The sequence below is a fragment of the Fuchsiella alkaliacetigena genome, from assembly GCF_023227765.1.
GTDB lineage: Bacteria > Bacillota > Halanaerobiia > Halobacteroidales > Acetohalobiaceae > Fuchsiella > Fuchsiella alkaliacetigena.
In genome coordinates this window covers 1-14,993 of the sequence record NZ_JALKBZ010000022.1, presented here as the reverse complement: position 1 = coordinate 14,993, position 14,993 = coordinate 1, and the positions used below count along the sequence as shown (strand labels likewise).

13 protein-coding genes are annotated in these 14,993 nt (G+C 36.4%); 11 read left to right on the top strand and 2 right to left on the bottom strand.

Annotation, left to right across the window (positions count from 1 at the left end; translation table 11 throughout):
- The first annotated feature begins 25 nt into the window (after positions 1-25).
- The 6 genes from MWH30_RS07885 (at position 26) to hflX (ending at position 5,552) form a co-directional block, all read left to right on the top strand.
- Positions 26-1,639, top strand: coding sequence for a DUF3794 and LysM peptidoglycan-binding domain-containing protein (locus tag MWH30_RS07885; RefSeq protein ID WP_248663524.1), 1,614 nt, complete (start codon positions 26-28; stop codon positions 1,637-1,639).
- Between the two features lie 191 nt (positions 1,640-1,830).
- Positions 1,831-2,145: an HU family DNA-binding protein gene (locus tag MWH30_RS07880; protein WP_248663523.1), complete on the top strand. Its 315-nt coding sequence runs from the start codon at positions 1,831-1,833 to the stop codon at positions 2,143-2,145.
- Between the two features lie 253 nt (positions 2,146-2,398).
- Complete coding sequence (locus tag MWH30_RS07875; protein WP_248663522.1) at positions 2,399-2,806, top strand: bacteriohemerythrin; 408 nt, start codon at positions 2,399-2,401, stop codon at positions 2,804-2,806.
- 25 nt (positions 2,807-2,831) lie between these two features.
- A complete protein-coding gene (locus MWH30_RS07870; RefSeq protein WP_248663521.1) occupies positions 2,832-3,287 on the top strand; it encodes a chemotaxis protein CheX in 456 nt (151 codons plus the stop codon).
- A 37-nt stretch (positions 3,288-3,324) separates the two neighbouring features.
- The gene (locus MWH30_RS07865; protein WP_248663520.1) at positions 3,325-3,711 is read left to right on the top strand and encodes a hypothetical protein; all 387 of its coding nucleotides are present in this window, start codon (positions 3,325-3,327) and stop codon (positions 3,709-3,711) included.
- 20 nt (positions 3,712-3,731) lie between these two features.
- Positions 3,732-5,552, top strand: a complete 1,821-nt coding sequence (gene hflX / locus MWH30_RS07860) for a GTPase HflX (RefSeq protein ID WP_248663519.1) — start codon at positions 3,732-3,734, stop codon at positions 5,550-5,552.
- On the opposite strand, the gene MWH30_RS07855 is transcribed toward hflX, so the two are convergent.
- Positions 5,549-6,328 carry a CheR family methyltransferase gene (locus MWH30_RS07855; protein WP_248663518.1) on the bottom strand — a complete coding sequence of 260 codons (780 nt, stop codon included), beginning with the start codon at positions 6,326-6,328 and terminating at the stop codon, positions 5,549-5,551. The two genes, hflX and MWH30_RS07855, sit on opposite strands and share 4 nt — an antisense overlap.
- Positions 6,329-6,674: 346 nt before the next feature.
- On the opposite strand from MWH30_RS07855, the gene MWH30_RS07850 reads away from it, so the two are divergent.
- From MWH30_RS07850 to MWH30_RS07830, 5 genes are all read left to right on the top strand, one after another.
- Positions 6,675-7,520 carry an MBL fold metallo-hydrolase gene (locus MWH30_RS07850; RefSeq protein WP_248663517.1) on the top strand — a complete coding sequence of 282 codons (846 nt, stop codon included), beginning with the start codon at positions 6,675-6,677 and terminating at the stop codon, positions 7,518-7,520.
- Between the two features lie 32 nt (positions 7,521-7,552).
- Complete coding sequence (locus tag MWH30_RS07845; RefSeq protein WP_248663516.1) at positions 7,553-8,698, top strand: S1C family serine protease; 1,146 nt, start codon at positions 7,553-7,555, stop codon at positions 8,696-8,698.
- 59 nt (positions 8,699-8,757) lie between these two features.
- On the top strand, positions 8,758-9,237 hold the full coding sequence (gene rlmH, locus MWH30_RS07840; protein ID WP_248663515.1) for a 23S rRNA (pseudouridine(1915)-N(3))-methyltransferase RlmH: 480 nt from the start codon (positions 8,758-8,760) through the stop codon (positions 9,235-9,237).
- Between the two features lie 720 nt (positions 9,238-9,957).
- The gene (gene hcp, locus MWH30_RS07835; RefSeq protein ID WP_248663514.1) at positions 9,958-11,304 is read left to right on the top strand and encodes a hydroxylamine reductase; all 1,347 of its coding nucleotides are present in this window, start codon (positions 9,958-9,960) and stop codon (positions 11,302-11,304) included.
- 132 nt (positions 11,305-11,436) lie between these two features.
- A complete protein-coding gene (locus MWH30_RS07830; RefSeq protein ID WP_248663513.1) occupies positions 11,437-13,644 on the top strand; it encodes a cell division protein FtsA in 2,208 nt (735 codons plus the stop codon).
- A 16-nt stretch (positions 13,645-13,660) separates the two neighbouring features.
- On the opposite strand, the gene MWH30_RS07825 is transcribed toward MWH30_RS07830, so the two are convergent.
- A complete protein-coding gene (locus MWH30_RS07825) occupies positions 13,661-14,848 on the bottom strand; it encodes a M24 family metallopeptidase (RefSeq protein WP_248663512.1) in 1,188 nt (395 codons plus the stop codon).
- Between the last annotated feature and the right edge of the window lie 145 nt (positions 14,849-14,993).

The following is a 14,993-nucleotide window of genomic DNA, read 5'->3' as shown; positions in this document are numbered from 1 at the left end:
TTATTATGGAAGGAGGAGTAAGTAGATGGGATTGAAGTTTAAAGATGAAGTTGTACGAGTAGAGTTTGTGGTTGGAGAGGATGTAGCTCGACAATCCATTACTGAAGAGTTGACGGTTCCTGAAGAAAAGCCTGATATTGAAAAGATACTGGATGTCACAGCCGAAGTGGTAGAGGTGGAGGCTTTAATTGAAGATGGAGGCGTGGACGTAGATGGTGAAATAAAAGCAGGTATTTTATATGTAGCAGATATACCAGATCCTAAGGAAGCTCAGCAACCGGTTCATTTTTTTAAAGGTTTGCTAAACTTTGGTGATTTTATAGACATTCCAGGAGTAGAAGAGAATATGCACGTGATAGCTGAGGCAGAGGTGACCAGAGTTAGTGCTGAGTTTATTGATGAAAGAACAGTAGAGGTTTCGGTAACTGTTAGTATTTTTGTTAAAGTTACAGAATTTAGGCAGGTTAAATTAATTACTAAAGTATGGGGATTTAAAAAGAAGGATGTAGTGGTTAAAGATGAGCTATTAAAGATAGATGATGTAATAGATGAAAATATAATGACTACTGTAGTAGCTGGAGAAGTAGATATACCTGTAGAGAAGCCGCCTATTGAAAAAATACTGCGGATTCAAGGTGAGTTAATAGATGAGGTCGAGACAGAAATCACCAATGGAGCAGTAGTAGTAGAAGGTACTATTGATGTAGGAATAGTTTATGTAGCTGAAACTATCGAGGGGGATCAGCCAGTACATTTTGCTGAAGGAGTTATTAACTTTTCTGAAGTTATAGATGTACCTGAAGTCTTTGAAGATGATGATTTAAGTGCTTTTGCTGACGTTACTATCAGAAGATTGACTTCTAACATAGTAGATGCTGATACTGCTAGAGGAGAAATAGTAATAGAGATGTTCGTAAAAGTAACAAAGCCTAGACAGGTGCGAGTTGTTACCGATATTAAAAGTAAGTGTGTAAAGTTTGATAGAGAGCTGTTGAGAGTAGAAGAGGTAATTGGAGAAAATATAGTTACCGAAAGGATTACTAGAAATATTAATTTGCCAGCTGGAAAACCAGATATTGAAAGAATATTAGAGGTGGATGCTAGAATATTCGATCCAGTAGCTACTGTAGAAGAGGGGGGAGTCTTAATAGAAGGAGAAATTAAGGGTACCGCCTTATATGTAGCTGATATAGAAGATGAGATGGAGTTTCAACAGCCAGTACATTTTGTGAGTGAGTTTTTTGATTTCCAGAACTTTGTGCAGGTTCCGGGAGCTACAGAAGATATGAATGCTCAGATTGATGTGTCGGTAGCGAATGTAAGGGCTAATTTATTAAATCAGCGCACAATTGAACTAATAATTAGTATTAAAAAGTTTGCTAAAGTACTTCGGTTTAGACAACTAAAGATTATAGCTGAATTAGTAGAAGTGGCTGAAATTGTGGATAGGCCAACAGATGAAAAGCCTTCTTTTACAGTTTACGTTGTGCAACCTGGAGATACTTTATTCAAAATAGCTCGTAGATTTGGAACTACAGTGGAGGCAATTGTGAGAGCAAATAATATTGAAGACCCAGATCGAATTAATGTGGGTCAAAAGCTCTCTATTCCTAAGGGGATAGTAGGTTCTGAAAATTAGTTTAGTTATAGGTTTAAGCTAATATTTTAAGAATTTATTTGCTTTATTTACAACTAAGAGTTGAATATTAATCTAAAATCTGCTAATATGGGAATAACTTAAGCTTTATAGAGGAAAATTACTAGTGATTGTATAAGTAATTTAGTAGTAAATGATTTAAAAATAAATTAAGTATAGGAGGAGTGTTAATAATGGCAAATAATATTACCAAGTCTGATTTAGTTGATCAAATTGCTAATAAAACTGATGTTACTAAGAAGGATACTAAAGAAGTAGTAGATAGCATGTTGGAAGTGATCACAGAAAATTTAGCAACAGAAGCTACTAAACCTAGTGAGGAAAGAGCTAAAGTCCAATTAATTGGTTTTGGCAGTTTTGAAGTACGTGATCGTAGTGCTAGGACAGGGAGAAATCCTCAAACTGGAGAAGAGATAGAGATTCCAGCGCGAACAGTACCTGCTTTTAAGGCTGGTAAAAGCTTAAAGGAACAGGTGAATGTAAAGTAATTGACTTAAAATAATTATAGTTTTAAGCACCACTAATAGTTATTTGTGGTGCTTTTTTCTGATTAACTTCCTGGATGGATTCCATTCAGGAAGTTTTTGCATTAATAACTTATTGACTACTGTTAAAATTGAGAATTAGTTTTAATTGTTAAGCTTAAGAAATTACTTTAACAGGTGCAGGATATAAGAGTTTAATCTAGAAATATATAAAGTAGTAATTAGTATTGATTAATATATAAAGGAGTGACCAGCTATGATCTGGAAGGAAAGGTATAAAATAGGGGTAGAAGAGGTTGATCGACAGCATAAAGAGTTATTTAATCGCTTAAATGATTTTTTGCAGGTAGTTAGAAGTGAGGAAGATATGGAGAAAAAAGCAGCTGAGATTGAAAAAACTTTGAACTTTATGGGAGAATATGTAGTAGTTCATTTTGATTCTGAAGAGGAGATTCAACGAGAATATAACTATCCTGATTATGAAGAACATCGTCAAACTCACGAAAGATTTAAACAGGAGATTATGGAGTTTAAGCAGGAGTTTGAAGCTGATAAATGTAATGAAGAATTAGTTATGGAGTTTAGTGGTAAACTACTTACTTGGTTGATCCATCATGTTGCTGGTGCTGACCAAAAAATTGGCGAGTATGTGGATAATAATTAACTGAAATTGATAAGGAGGAATGAAGATGCAAGCTGATTATGTAAATCCTATCTTTAAAGCTGCTAATGATGTATTTAATAGTATGCTGCAACTAGAGGTTAGTAGAGGAGATCTGGAAACAAATGATAACTTAGTTTCTACCAAGGAAGCTAATATCTCTATTGGAGTTACTGGTGATTTAAACGGTTCTATTCTGTTTAGCTTTCCTGAAGATATGGTCTTAGATATTGTAGAAGGAATGTCCGGAATGGAGATGAAAGAGATAGATACTTTTGTTACTTCAGCAATGGGAGAATTAGCTAATATTATTTGTGGTAATGCTTTGACTACTTTAAATGAAAATAATTATAATTGTGATATTGTCCCGCCGCAAGTACTTATTGGTAAGGGACAAACAGTAGCTATGTCTACTGAGCAGGTATTAACTATTAATTTAGAGACTGATATTGGAGAATTTGATCTTAATATATCTATATCTTAACTATGACAAGCTTATAAATTGAAAAGGAGGGCTACTTATGGCCTTTATTCCCCAGTATAAAGTAAGTAAAATTTGGCGAGCTATTAATAAATACTGTGAAGAGCTGGACTGTTTGGCTGAATGTGTTAAAGACTGCAACTTACACAAGGCTAAAAACTATTTACATCGCTTTACTGAAAATGGACGACAGGTACAGGAAGGTTTAGCAGAAGTGGATTTTAAACGAGAGACTAGGGATTTTGCTAAGTCAAAAATTGAAGACCTTCTGAAGCAAGTAGATGGGATTTGCAAAAGGTGTGGAGTTGATCATCTAGAGGAGTGCTTTGTTAATCGCAGTAGAGAGGCTTTGCAGATGATAGCTTACGATAAGATTTTACCTTTTGATCCTAATGTGCAGCAAAGAAAAATGGATTTAGAGGATTAAAGTAAAACTTTTGCGAGGTGATGTTTATTTCGGATTTAAAGGGAGATTTAACTACTTTAAGTAATATAGAGATAGAGGCCTTGGAGTCTTTGTTGGAGGATACTCCTCCTTTTGCTGCTGCGGAGTTAGCTTCTAGGAAGTTTTTGGAGGAGTTAATAGATATAGTTAAGATGATTGAGAAAGAGGTAGCAGTTTTAGTTAATAGAAGAGGAGAAGTATTGAGGATTAAAGTAGGAAATTTGAGTGAAGACTTTTTTAGAGGAGTAGAGCAGCGGCGTAGTCAACAAAGATTAAGTGGATTAAGATGTATTTATTTAACTTTAGATGAAGCTTTGGATAATAGAATTGATATCTTTTTGCAGAGATATAGACTGGACTTAATTCTACATTTGCCAGTGTTAGTTGATAAAAGTAGCTTAGAGGCTAAAGTATATTATCCTCAACTGGATAGAGGCACTTTAAGCTTAGGAAGTGAACAGCACGGGCCCTATTCACTAGCTGACTTGATGAATATTGATTATTTAGCTAAGGTGCAGAGTTTAGAAAGCCAATTAGAAGCTGTAGAGACGGTGCAGGTGGAAGAATCCAAAGAGGAAAAGGCTATTTTGGTAGGAGTTTTTTTGGCAGACTCTTCTTTGCTGAAAGATGAATCTTTAGCTGAGTTAACTAGCTTAGCAGAGACGGCAGGTATTGAGGTCTGTGCTCGGGCCAGTCAGTATCGTAGTTATCCAGATGTTCGTTATTATCTAGGCTATGGTAAAGTGCAGGAATTAAAAGAGCTTAAGTATGCTACTGGAGCTAATCTGGTGATTTTTGATAATGAGTTAAGCCCTGCTCAACAGAGAAACTTAGAGGAAGAGTTGGGAATTAAGGTGATTGATAGGACGCAGGTTATTTTGGATATCTTTGCTCAACATGCTAATAGTAAAGAGGGTAAGTTACAAGTAGAGCTGGCTCAACTGAAGTACTTATTACCTAGATTGACTGGTAAAGGCGAGGAGCTATCTAGATTAGCCGGAGGGATTGGGACTCGCGGGCCCGGAGAAAGTAAACTGGAAATAGATAGACGTCGAATTCGGGAAAGAATATCCAAGTTAGAAAAAGAGATTCAACAGGTGCAGAAGACTAGAACTACTCAGCGCTCTCGGCGGCACTTACCTACTATTTCTTTAGTGGGCTATACCAATGCTGGCAAGTCTACATTACTTAACTGCTTGACTAAAGCAGGAGCTTTGGTTAAAGATGAGCTCTTTGCTACCTTAGATTCTAACACTTGCAAACTAAAGCTACCCATAGGCCGAGAGGTATTAATTAGTGATACAGTAGGTTTTATTCGCAATCTGCCCCATCAGTTGATTGCAGCTTTTCAAGCGACTTTAGAAGAGGTTCAGGAAGCAGATATTTTGATTCATGTAGTCGATGCTAGTCAAGAGGATTATGAAGCTAGGATAGATGCTGTGCTGGAAGTTTTAAAAGAATTAGATGTATTATCCAAGCCGATAATTACCGTTTTTAATAAAATAGATCTGATAGATGATCCTAATAGCTTAGAGTTAAAGCAACGTTATGTTGAAGAGAGCTTAGCTATTTCTGCTGTTGAAGGTACGGGAGTAGAAAAGCTATTAGCTAAAATTTCTGAGTTAGTTTTAAGTACTATGGTAGAAGTAGAGGTATTACTTCCTTATGCTGATGCTGGTAGTTTAGAGATGATATATAATCGAGGTCAGGTAATAACTGAAGAGTATAAAAACCAGGGTATCTTCATCAAAGCTAGGATTAGTGAACGAGCAGCTAACCTAGTTGATGAAGAGTATATTATTACTAAAAAGAATCTAGATTAATCCTGGCGAATATAAAAAGAAGTGTAGTCTTTCTTTAAATTATACTTATCCGGCTGCAAAAGGTATTCCGTATTACCTAGGAAGAGATACCCATCCTTTCTTAAGGCATTACTTAACTTTTGGGTAATGGTATCTTTGACTTCCTTAGTAAAATAGATAAATACATTTCGGCACAGAATTAAGTCCCAGTTAGAGCCGTAGTTGTCTAATAAAAGATTATGCTGTTTGAACTTAACCTTATTTTTAATATCATTAGTCAAAATATATTTATCATCTTGAGCAGTAAAGTATTTATTGAGGATTTTATCCTCTACTTTTTTTACTGAATTTTCATTATAGATACCTTCTTTAGCTTTTTTTAAGATCTCTCGATCTAAGTCAGTAGCCTGAATTTGAAACCTATCGCTTTTGACATTCATTTCATTAAGGATGATGGCTAAGGTATAGGGCTCTGAACCGTCAGAGCAGGCTGCACTCCAGATCTTAATCTGCTTTTTTTCTTTTAAAAGCTTAGGTAATACTTCATCCTGTAAGTATTTAAAATTTTTGGGATTTCTAAAAAACTCTGAAGTGTTAATGGTAAAATGACTTAAAAACTTTTTTTTAAACTCAGCATCAGTTTTTAGTAAATTAAGACATTCATCATAGTCTTTAACATCTGATTTATCCATTAAACTATTAATTCGGCGTTTAACTCTTTTTTCTTTATAGCTATCTAAATTAATATTTAATGTTTTTGAGGCTTTATCTTTAAATTCTGCAAATTTGAGAGCCATGTGCTTGAGTACTCCTTTCTAAAAAACTTTTAGTTAAATTTTTTATTAATGCAACTACTTAGGTGCAACTCTGACACAGATTGCACAGATAGACACAGATAAGTTCAAAACATTAAAACTTTTTGACGCAGACTAAAATCTGACTAAGTTCTGACTAGATTTTAAAATCCTTTAATTCTTTAATCTCTTATGTTTTAGTCAGATTTTGTCCGAACTTAGTCTGCGTCTAATAGAATTTGAATTTTATCTTTTAACGTTAATGCAATAATGTATCTATAAAGATTAAAACCTGAGTAGTTACCTATTAATAATCATTCAGTTTAAAAGTAAAAAAGTCCTTTATTTATTGAGGAATCTTTATAGAAAATTATTAAGCAACAGGAAGGGGCTGGTAGATATTTCTTTAGAAGTATGTTCCTTAGCTAGTGGAAGTTCTGGTAACTCTATCTATATTGCTTCAGCTAAAAAGAAGCTATTAATTGATGCTGGACTGAGTGGAAAAAAGATCAGTAATAGATTAGCGCAGATAAATATTGAAGGCTCGCAGTTAGATGCTATCTTAATTACTCATGAACATCAAGATCATATTAAAGGAGCGGGAGTTCTTTCCCGACGCTTTGATTTGCCTATTTATGCTACAGAAAAAACTTGGGCCGTAGCTGAGCAAAAACTAGGTAAAATTACTGCTGAAAATAGGTGTGTAATGAATAAGGCTGGTTTGGAGATTGGAGATATAGGGATTGATTGTTTTAGCTTACCTCATGATGCTGAAGATCCAGTAGGTTATGCCTTACATAGCCAGGGCCGAAAGGTAGCTATTGCTACTGATATCGGCTGTATGACTCAAGAACTGCTGGGAAATTTAGCTGAAGCAGAGCTGGTTATTTTGGAAGCCAATCATGATTTGGAAATGTTGAAAACGGGCCCTTATCCTTGGTCATTAAAAAGAAGGATAATGAGTGAACAGGGTCATCTTTGTAATGATGAGGCAGGAGCTACAGCAGTGGAATTAGTTAAAAATTCAGTACAGCGTATATTGTTGGCCCACCTTAGTAAAGATAATAACGTACCGGAATTAGCTTACTTGACTATCAAGAATATGTTGGTAGATGCGGGAATAGATTTAGATGTTGATTTAAAGTTGGACTTTATTTACCGCAATCAAGTAAGTGAGCTATTTCAGGTAGTTTGATTTACTAAGAAGCTACAGGAGGTAAGCTGGAAATGAACTATTTTTTTAGTGATAGTGATTTTCGTAATAATTGGCGCAGCTATTTAATAATGGGCTTGATTGGGGTTATCCTGGGAGCATTAATAGCAGCCTTGATACTACCCAGTTTAGCTAACCAAGAAGATCAAAATTTAGGTGCTAATTTCTTAACTCAGGAAAGCCAGGAAAGTGAAAACTCTCCAAAAGTTAATGACTCCATTGCTCAGGTGGCAGAAGATGTGGGCCCGGCTATAGTGAGAATTACTACTAAAGAAAGACGATCAACATATGATTTCTTTTTTGGAACCAGAGAAGAAGAAGTAGAAGGAGAAGGTTCGGGAGTTATCTTTAGTGAAGAAGGTTATATACTAACCAACAATCATGTAGTTCGCAGGGCAGATCAAATCAGAGTCTTTTTAAATGAAGGCGAACAGGAACAGCGTGAATTTACGGGAACAGTGGTAGGCAGGGATCCAATTACCGATTTAGCTGTGGTTAAAGTTGAAGGAAAGGATTTACCGGTGGCTCAATTGGGTAATTCCGATGAATTAAGAGTAGGCGAAACGGTAATTGCTATCGGCAATCCTTTTGGCTTTGCTAATACTGTAACTACTGGAGTAGTAAGTGCTATTGGGAGACAGTTAGAGATACAGCCGGGAACTGAATTAACCGATATGATTCAGACCGATGCTGCTATCAACCCTGGTAATAGCGGGGGAGCTTTATTAAACAGGCAAGGACAAGTGATTGGAATTAATACAGCTATTATTCGGGGAGCTCAAGGTTTAGGTTTTGCTATTCCGATTAATACTACTCAACAGATTGCTCAGGAGCTGATAAATGAGGGTAAAGTAATCCGGCCTTGGTTAGGCATTTATGGAGTTACGGTTAACCAAAGTTTAGCTAGAGATTATAATTTAGAACAAGAAACTGGAGTCTTTGTAGCTGAGGTAATAGAAGATAGCCCAACTGATAGGGTAGATTTACAGCGAGGAGATATTATTAAAAGTATTGGTGGAGTGGAGATAACTACCATGTCTCAATTGAGAAATCAGTTAAGGAATTTAGAAGTAGGAGCAGAAGTAGATATATCTTTTTATAGAGAAGGAGAATTAAAAGAAGTTAGACTGGAGTTAGATTCACGTCCAGCAGCAGAATAAAGTAAAGCCAGCTTAGGCTGGCTTCTTTTAATGTTTGCTTTGAGGGGAGGGCTTAATTTATGAAAGTTAATTTAATAGCAGTAGGTAGTCTAAAAAGTGATTATCTCCAGTTAGGAGTAGCGGACTTTGAGAAGCGATTACAAAACTATGTAGATCTAAAAATAGTAGAAGTTAAAGCTAAAAAGATAAGAAAGAATCTCAGTCAGGCTCAAAAGGAGCAGTTAAAAGAGGAAGAGGCTGAAAAGTTAATAGCTAAGTTAAGTAATAGTTCTTATAGTATAGCTTTGGATTCTCAGGGCAAGCCAATGACTTCTGTGGGTTTGGCTAAGTCTATTGGCAATCTTCAGGTACAGGGCTATAGTGAATTGGACTTTATCATCGGTGGCACTTTAGGACTGCATGATTTGATTAAGGAAGAAGCAGATTACTTACTGTCGCTTTCGCATTTGACTTTTACTCACGAGATGGTTAGGTTAATTATCCTAGAACAGATCTATCGAGCTTTTAAGATTATTAACGGTGAGGAGTATCATCGTTAAAAGTTCAGTTAATAGTTAATAATTAAGAGTTAATAGTTGGAGTTCAAAAGATAAAGCAATATTGGTATACTGTTTCGTTGGTGCAGGAGGCCAAATGGATGTTTAACGCTAGAAAAGTTTATTTTAGTACTTCTAAGACTCATCTCCACTCAAATAAAAGCAAGCTAATTTTAATTAGAAAAATTAGCTAAACCAGCTTTTATTTGAGCTCCGATTCGTCAAGAAGCACTAAAAAATAAACTTTAATATCGCTTATAAACACCCATTTGGCCGTGCTGATAACGTAATCGTTTTTCACGATATCAATTAATTTCTTAGGGATGTTTAGGCGCGGAAATCTAGCTTTTTGTTGTTTTTGCTGGTTGATCTTCATACTGTTTCGTTGATCGTGCTGATAACGAAAACTTGCAAGTTGATATGTTTCAAAGAGCGACTCTTAAAATAGCCCGGAGGCACGGATGCCGGGAGGGCTATTTTTGAGAGTGAAGGAGGCAGGACGCCGACTGAACGGCAAGTGCTTGAAACATATCAACTAGCTCAAGCTTTCGATAATAGCTATATCGGGAACGAAGCAATAGAACGATAATAATTTATAATTTCTCCCTATTAATCATCAAAATATTAATCAACTTTGATATACATCACAGAAGTTATGCAAATAAAAGCCTATAATATACTTACAGTAAAAAAAGAAGCAAAAAAATAAGGAGGCGTTTATAAATGTTATCTAAACTTTTTGGCGGCAAGCAGGAGGAAGAAACTAAGCAGGAGACAAGAAATATGTTTTGTTATCAATGTCAACAGACACCGAGTGGCGGTTGTACTAAGATAGGTGTTTGTGGTAAGGATGAAGACTTAGCTAGTGTGCAGGATACTATTATTTTTGGCTTAAAGGGAGTTTCGGCTTATGCTACTCACGCTAGAGAGCTAGGCTATACTGACCCAGAAGTAGATGCTATTATTCAAGAAGGCTTATATTCTACTTTAACTAATGTTAACTTTAATCTTGAGGAAACAATTGGCATGGCAATGCGAGTAGGAGAGGCTACTACTAAGGTGATGGATCTTTTAGATGAAGCTCATACAGATGAGTTAGGTCTACCTGAGCCAGTAGAGGTACCTCAAAATGAGATCAAAGGTAAGGCGATTTTAGTGACTGGACATAATCTGCGAGCTTTAAAGAAACTATTAGAGCAGAGTGAAGGTAAAGGGGTTAATATCTATACTCATTCAGAAATGCTGCCGGCTCATGCTTATCCAGAGCTAAATAAATACGATCATTTAGCAGGGAATGTAGGTAAGTCCTGGACTGACCAACGCAAGCTATTTGCTGAATTTCCAGGGGCAATCTTAGGTACTACTAACTGTGTACTACCGATTAGAGATGGCTATGAAGATCGCTTCTTTAGCTATCAGTTAACCGGTTTAGAAGGAGTAACTAAGATTGAATACGATAATTTTGAACCTTTAATTGAGAAAGCTCTGGAACTACCAGCGGGTAATAAGGAGTCCGCAGAGACTTTAATGACTGGTTTCCATCATTCTAATGTATTGGAGTTAGCTCCAGCTATTATTGAAGCTGTGGAAGAAGGAAAGATCAGTAGATTCTTTGTGATTGCTGGTTGTGATACTCCAGGTTCTAGTAACGATTATTATCGAGAGTTAGCTAAGGCGGTACCGGAAGACTGTGTAATCTTAACTACAGCTTGCGGTAAGTTTAACTTCAATGATTTAGATTTTGGTACTGTACCAGGGACTGAGATTCCTCGTTATTTAGATTTAGGGCAGTGTAATAACTCTGGTTCTGCAGTTAAAATTGCTCTTGCTTTGGCTGATGCTTTTGACTGTGGAGTTAATGAGTTGCCTTTAAGTATAGTTTTATCCTGGTTTGAACAAAAGGCAGTTGCTATTCTCTTAGGTCTTTATAACTTAGGTGTGCAGGATATTTATGTGGGCCCTACTCCACCGGAGTTTTTAAGTGAAACTGTAGTAGGCTTTTTACAGGAGAACTTCAATCTCCAGTTAACTGGAGATCCGCAGGATGACTTAGCAAAAATGTTAGGCTAATTTAAATTTAAAGACTCAAGGCCTTCACTGAATTAAAGTGGAGGTCTTTTTTTATTTTGGATTCTTTAGAGGAAAATCGAGTTTTAAACTGAATATTTGTAATAGGTATTAATTTAGAAGGAGTGAATGCCAGTGACTGAAAATGAAGATTTAATTTTTGCTTTAGATATAGGGACTAGAACTGTAGTAGGAGTTGTATTTGAGCAATTGGAGGATAGATTAGTGGTTAAAGGGGCTAAAACTTTAGAGCATCAGAGTCGTTCTATGTTGGATGGGCAGATTCACAATGTGCCTGAAGTGGCAGCTAAAGTGAAAGAGATTAAGTTAGGCTTAGAAGAAGAGTTGGGAATAGAACTACAAAAAGTAGCTATTGCTGCTGCGGGTCGGGCCTTGAAGACGGTGGAGAGTGAATTTGCTCTGGAGTTTGAAAGCAGTAAAGAGATTACTGCTGAGGATATCAGGACTTTGGAATTTACTGCTGTGCAGCGGGCCCAGGAAAGATTAATGGATCAGGATGAAGTAGCCTACCATTTTGTAGGCTATAGTACTATTAAGAACCGATTGGACGAAATGGTAATTAATGATCTTTTAGGTCAGCGGGGAGCTAAGATTAGTGTACAACTAGTAGCTACCTTTTTGCCGCGAGTAGTAGTGGACTCTTTGCTGACAGTAATTAAGCAGGCTGACTTGGAAGTAGATCACTTAACCTTAGAGCCTATTGCTGCTTCTACTATCTTGATTCCGCAACATATGCATGACTTTAATTTAGCTTTGATAGATATTGGAGCAGGAACTGCTGATATTGCTGTTACTCAGGACGGCTCTATAATTGGTTATGCTATGGTGCCGGTAGCTGGTGATGAGATTACAGAAGCTATCTGTGATGCCTATATGTTGGATTACCATACAGCTGAAAGAATTAAGCGTCAGTTGACTGAGAAAGAGACGGTGAAAGTAAAGGATATTTTAGATCAAAAGGTGGAAGTAGCTACTCAAGAAATTATGGGTAGGATTGAGCCTAAAGTAGAAGAGTTAGCTAAGCTAATTGCTGAAGAAATTATTGATTTAAATCGTCAAGAGCCTCAAGCGGTTATCTGTTTTGGAGGCGGCAGTCTTTCACCATTATTTAAGGATAAACTAGGTCAAGCTTTAAATTTAACTAGTAATCGAATAGGGATTAAACATACAGTTGATTCTCATTATGTTGAAGGAGGAATTGAAGGTTTAGCAGTTTCTCAAGAGATAACTCCATTAGGGATTGGAGTTAGTAGCTTTCTCAATCAAAATAAGGCTAACTTCTTAGACGTGAAGGTTAATCAGGAATTGATTCATCTCTTTACTTTAGGTGAGGCTAAAGTGGCGGATGCTTTATTAGCAGCCGAAATTGATTTTAAGGACTTAGAGCCGACATTAGGCTTAGCATTAACAGTAGAGGTTAATGGGGAGGTTAAGATAATTCCGGGACAGCCTGGTACTGCGGGAAAAATCATTTTAGCAGGAGAAGAAGTGGAATTGGATACTCCGATTAGTGATGGAGCGGAGATAGAAGTAGAGTTTGGAGAAAAAAGCCAACCTGGACAAGGAGTAGTAGCTGATGTGGTGCCGGAAATAGAGGCTAAAGAAATAGAAGTCAATAACCAGCCAGTGTTATTGGAGCCCAAGTACTACTTAAACGGTCAAGAGACTACTTTAGATGCTTCTCTTGCGGATAGAGATGAAATAACCTATCGTGAATTCAAAACGGTAGAAGATGTAATTACTGAGCTGTGGGAGCTGGATTTAGCTAAACTTAAACAGGAAGTGATTAACTATTCAGTTAATGGTAAAGCTAAAAAAGAAGTATTTAGTAATTACCAATTACAGCTAAATAATCAAGAGGTAGGATTTGATGCTGAAATTGAGACAGGAGATAGACTTTTTTTTGAGTTTGAAGAAGAGCTTAGAGATAGTTTAACTGTAGAAGAGGCTTTAGAGGGGATGAAGATTGAATCAGAATTAGAGCTTATAATTAATAATCGCAGCTTAGAGATTCCTAATTCTAACTTTAAGTTATTGAAAAATGAGGAGGAGACTACTTTTGAGGCTAAGGTAGAGGATGGTGATCAAATTACTTATCAAATAGCAGGGATGACTATTAGACAGGTTTTAAACTATATTAACTATAACCTTTCCCCTCAAACCGAAGATAAAATGTCTCTTAAAAAGAACGGTCAGCCTGCTCAGTTAGAAGAGCTGGTAAGTAGTGGTGATAAAATAGATATTCAATTATCTAATAGCTCAACTAAAGATAAGTTAAATGCTAATCAAAGTGAAAGTGAAACTGAAAATAAAAAAGCCTAACCAAAAGGTTAGGCTTTTATATGACGATTAGTTCTTCTGGGGCCGTAGTTAATTTTTCAGGCTTATCTTCAGTTACTAGATAGGTATTTTCAATGCCAATAACACCTATTTCAGGAACTAATAATTTAGGCTCTAGAGCTACAACCATTCCCGGTTTTAGAGGAAAGTCTAATCCTTTAGCTAGAAAAGGGAACTCGTTTAACTCCAATCCTATTCCGTGGCCTACATATTGAGCTTTATTTTCTCCATGGCCCATAAAGTATTCTTCAACTTCGAACTCTGTGGCTAACTCTACTCCTTTAGTATAGAGTGTTTGCCAGCTATAATCTGGAGTTAGATACTTACTTAGTCTGCTTTCCATCTCCATCATTTGTTGATATGTTTTTTTAAGATAAGCATTAGGTTCACCGATAATGGCTAATCGAGTTTGATCGGCATAGTATCCTTGATGATGGCCTAAGTAGTCGATTAGTATCGTTTTTCCAGTAGGAATTTTTTGTTTAGAAGCTCCAATGCCGAGACTACTGTGCACTCCTGCTCCTCCAAAAGGAGCATCGGTTTTGATAGGAAGCTTTGCATTAGCTCCAGCTACGCAGATTCCCATTGGAATTTCATTATTTAAACCTCTCATTCTGATTAAACCGGCGTGTCCTTTTTGGCGTAAGTACTGTTCTATTAAAGCTGATAGTTCTAATTCGCTAAAGCCAGACTTTAGCTTGTCAGCTACTAGATTTGGAATCCCCTTTAACTTATCGGCAGCCCTTTTAATCTTTTTGATTTCATATTCGGACTTAATCATTTTAACCTGTCTAATTAAAGTAGTTATACTGCTCAAAGAGTCGGCTTGACAGATATTCTGTAGTTTAGCCGCTTCTTCGTAGGCTACTACATCCAGTTCTAAACCTAGATTTTGGGGTAGCTTAATCTCCTGCTTTTTTAAAATCTCTGGTATCTCTTTAGAGCTTTTAAAGGTGATTATTTTTTCTAAATTTGATTCTTTGCTAGCTCTATCAAGTCCTTGGCGGACTAACAAAAGCGGTTGGCCTTGCTGAGGGATAAATAGGTATTCGGCTTGGATAGTTCCTGAAAAGTAAAACAGATCTGCATTTTCGATAATTACGGCTAAGTCAACTTCTTTGTTACTCAATTTTTCTTGAAACTTTTCAATTCGGTTATTTAACTCTGTTTCTGGTACTGTATTCAACTTTTATTCCTCCTTCCAAATGTAGTTAAGGTTAAGTTTATCATGTTCAATATGATATGTAAATAAGCCATAGTGTAAAATAAGTATAGGTAAATTTAGTATAAAAACTAGAAAAGGGACTCCTCTTTTGATAAAGTGTTAAGTG

Bases quoted from the DNA above. Each gene is read 5' to 3' on its own strand.
- MWH30_RS07885 (WP_248663524.1), top strand. From the start codon at position 26: ATGGGATTGAAGTTTAAAGATGAAGTTGTACGAGTAGAGTTTGTGGTT.
- MWH30_RS07880 (WP_248663523.1), top strand. From the start codon at position 1,831: ATGGCAAATAATATTACCAAGTCTGATTTAGTTGATCAAATTGCTAAT.
- MWH30_RS07875 (WP_248663522.1), top strand. From the start codon at position 2,399: ATGATCTGGAAGGAAAGGTATAAAATAGGGGTAGAAGAGGTTGATCGA.
- MWH30_RS07870 (WP_248663521.1), top strand. From the start codon at position 2,832: ATGCAAGCTGATTATGTAAATCCTATCTTTAAAGCTGCTAATGATGTA.
- MWH30_RS07865 (WP_248663520.1), top strand. From the start codon at position 3,325: ATGGCCTTTATTCCCCAGTATAAAGTAAGTAAAATTTGGCGAGCTATT.
- hflX (WP_248663519.1), top strand. From the start codon at position 3,732: ATGTTTATTTCGGATTTAAAGGGAGATTTAACTACTTTAAGTAATATA.
- MWH30_RS07855 (WP_248663518.1), bottom strand. From the start codon at position 6,328: ATGGCTCTCAAATTTGCAGAATTTAAAGATAAAGCCTCAAAAACATTA.
- MWH30_RS07845 (WP_248663516.1), top strand. From the start codon at position 7,553: ATGAACTATTTTTTTAGTGATAGTGATTTTCGTAATAATTGGCGCAGC.
- rlmH (WP_248663515.1), top strand. From the start codon at position 8,758: ATGAAAGTTAATTTAATAGCAGTAGGTAGTCTAAAAAGTGATTATCTC.
- hcp (WP_248663514.1), top strand. From the start codon at position 9,958: ATGTTATCTAAACTTTTTGGCGGCAAGCAGGAGGAAGAAACTAAGCAG.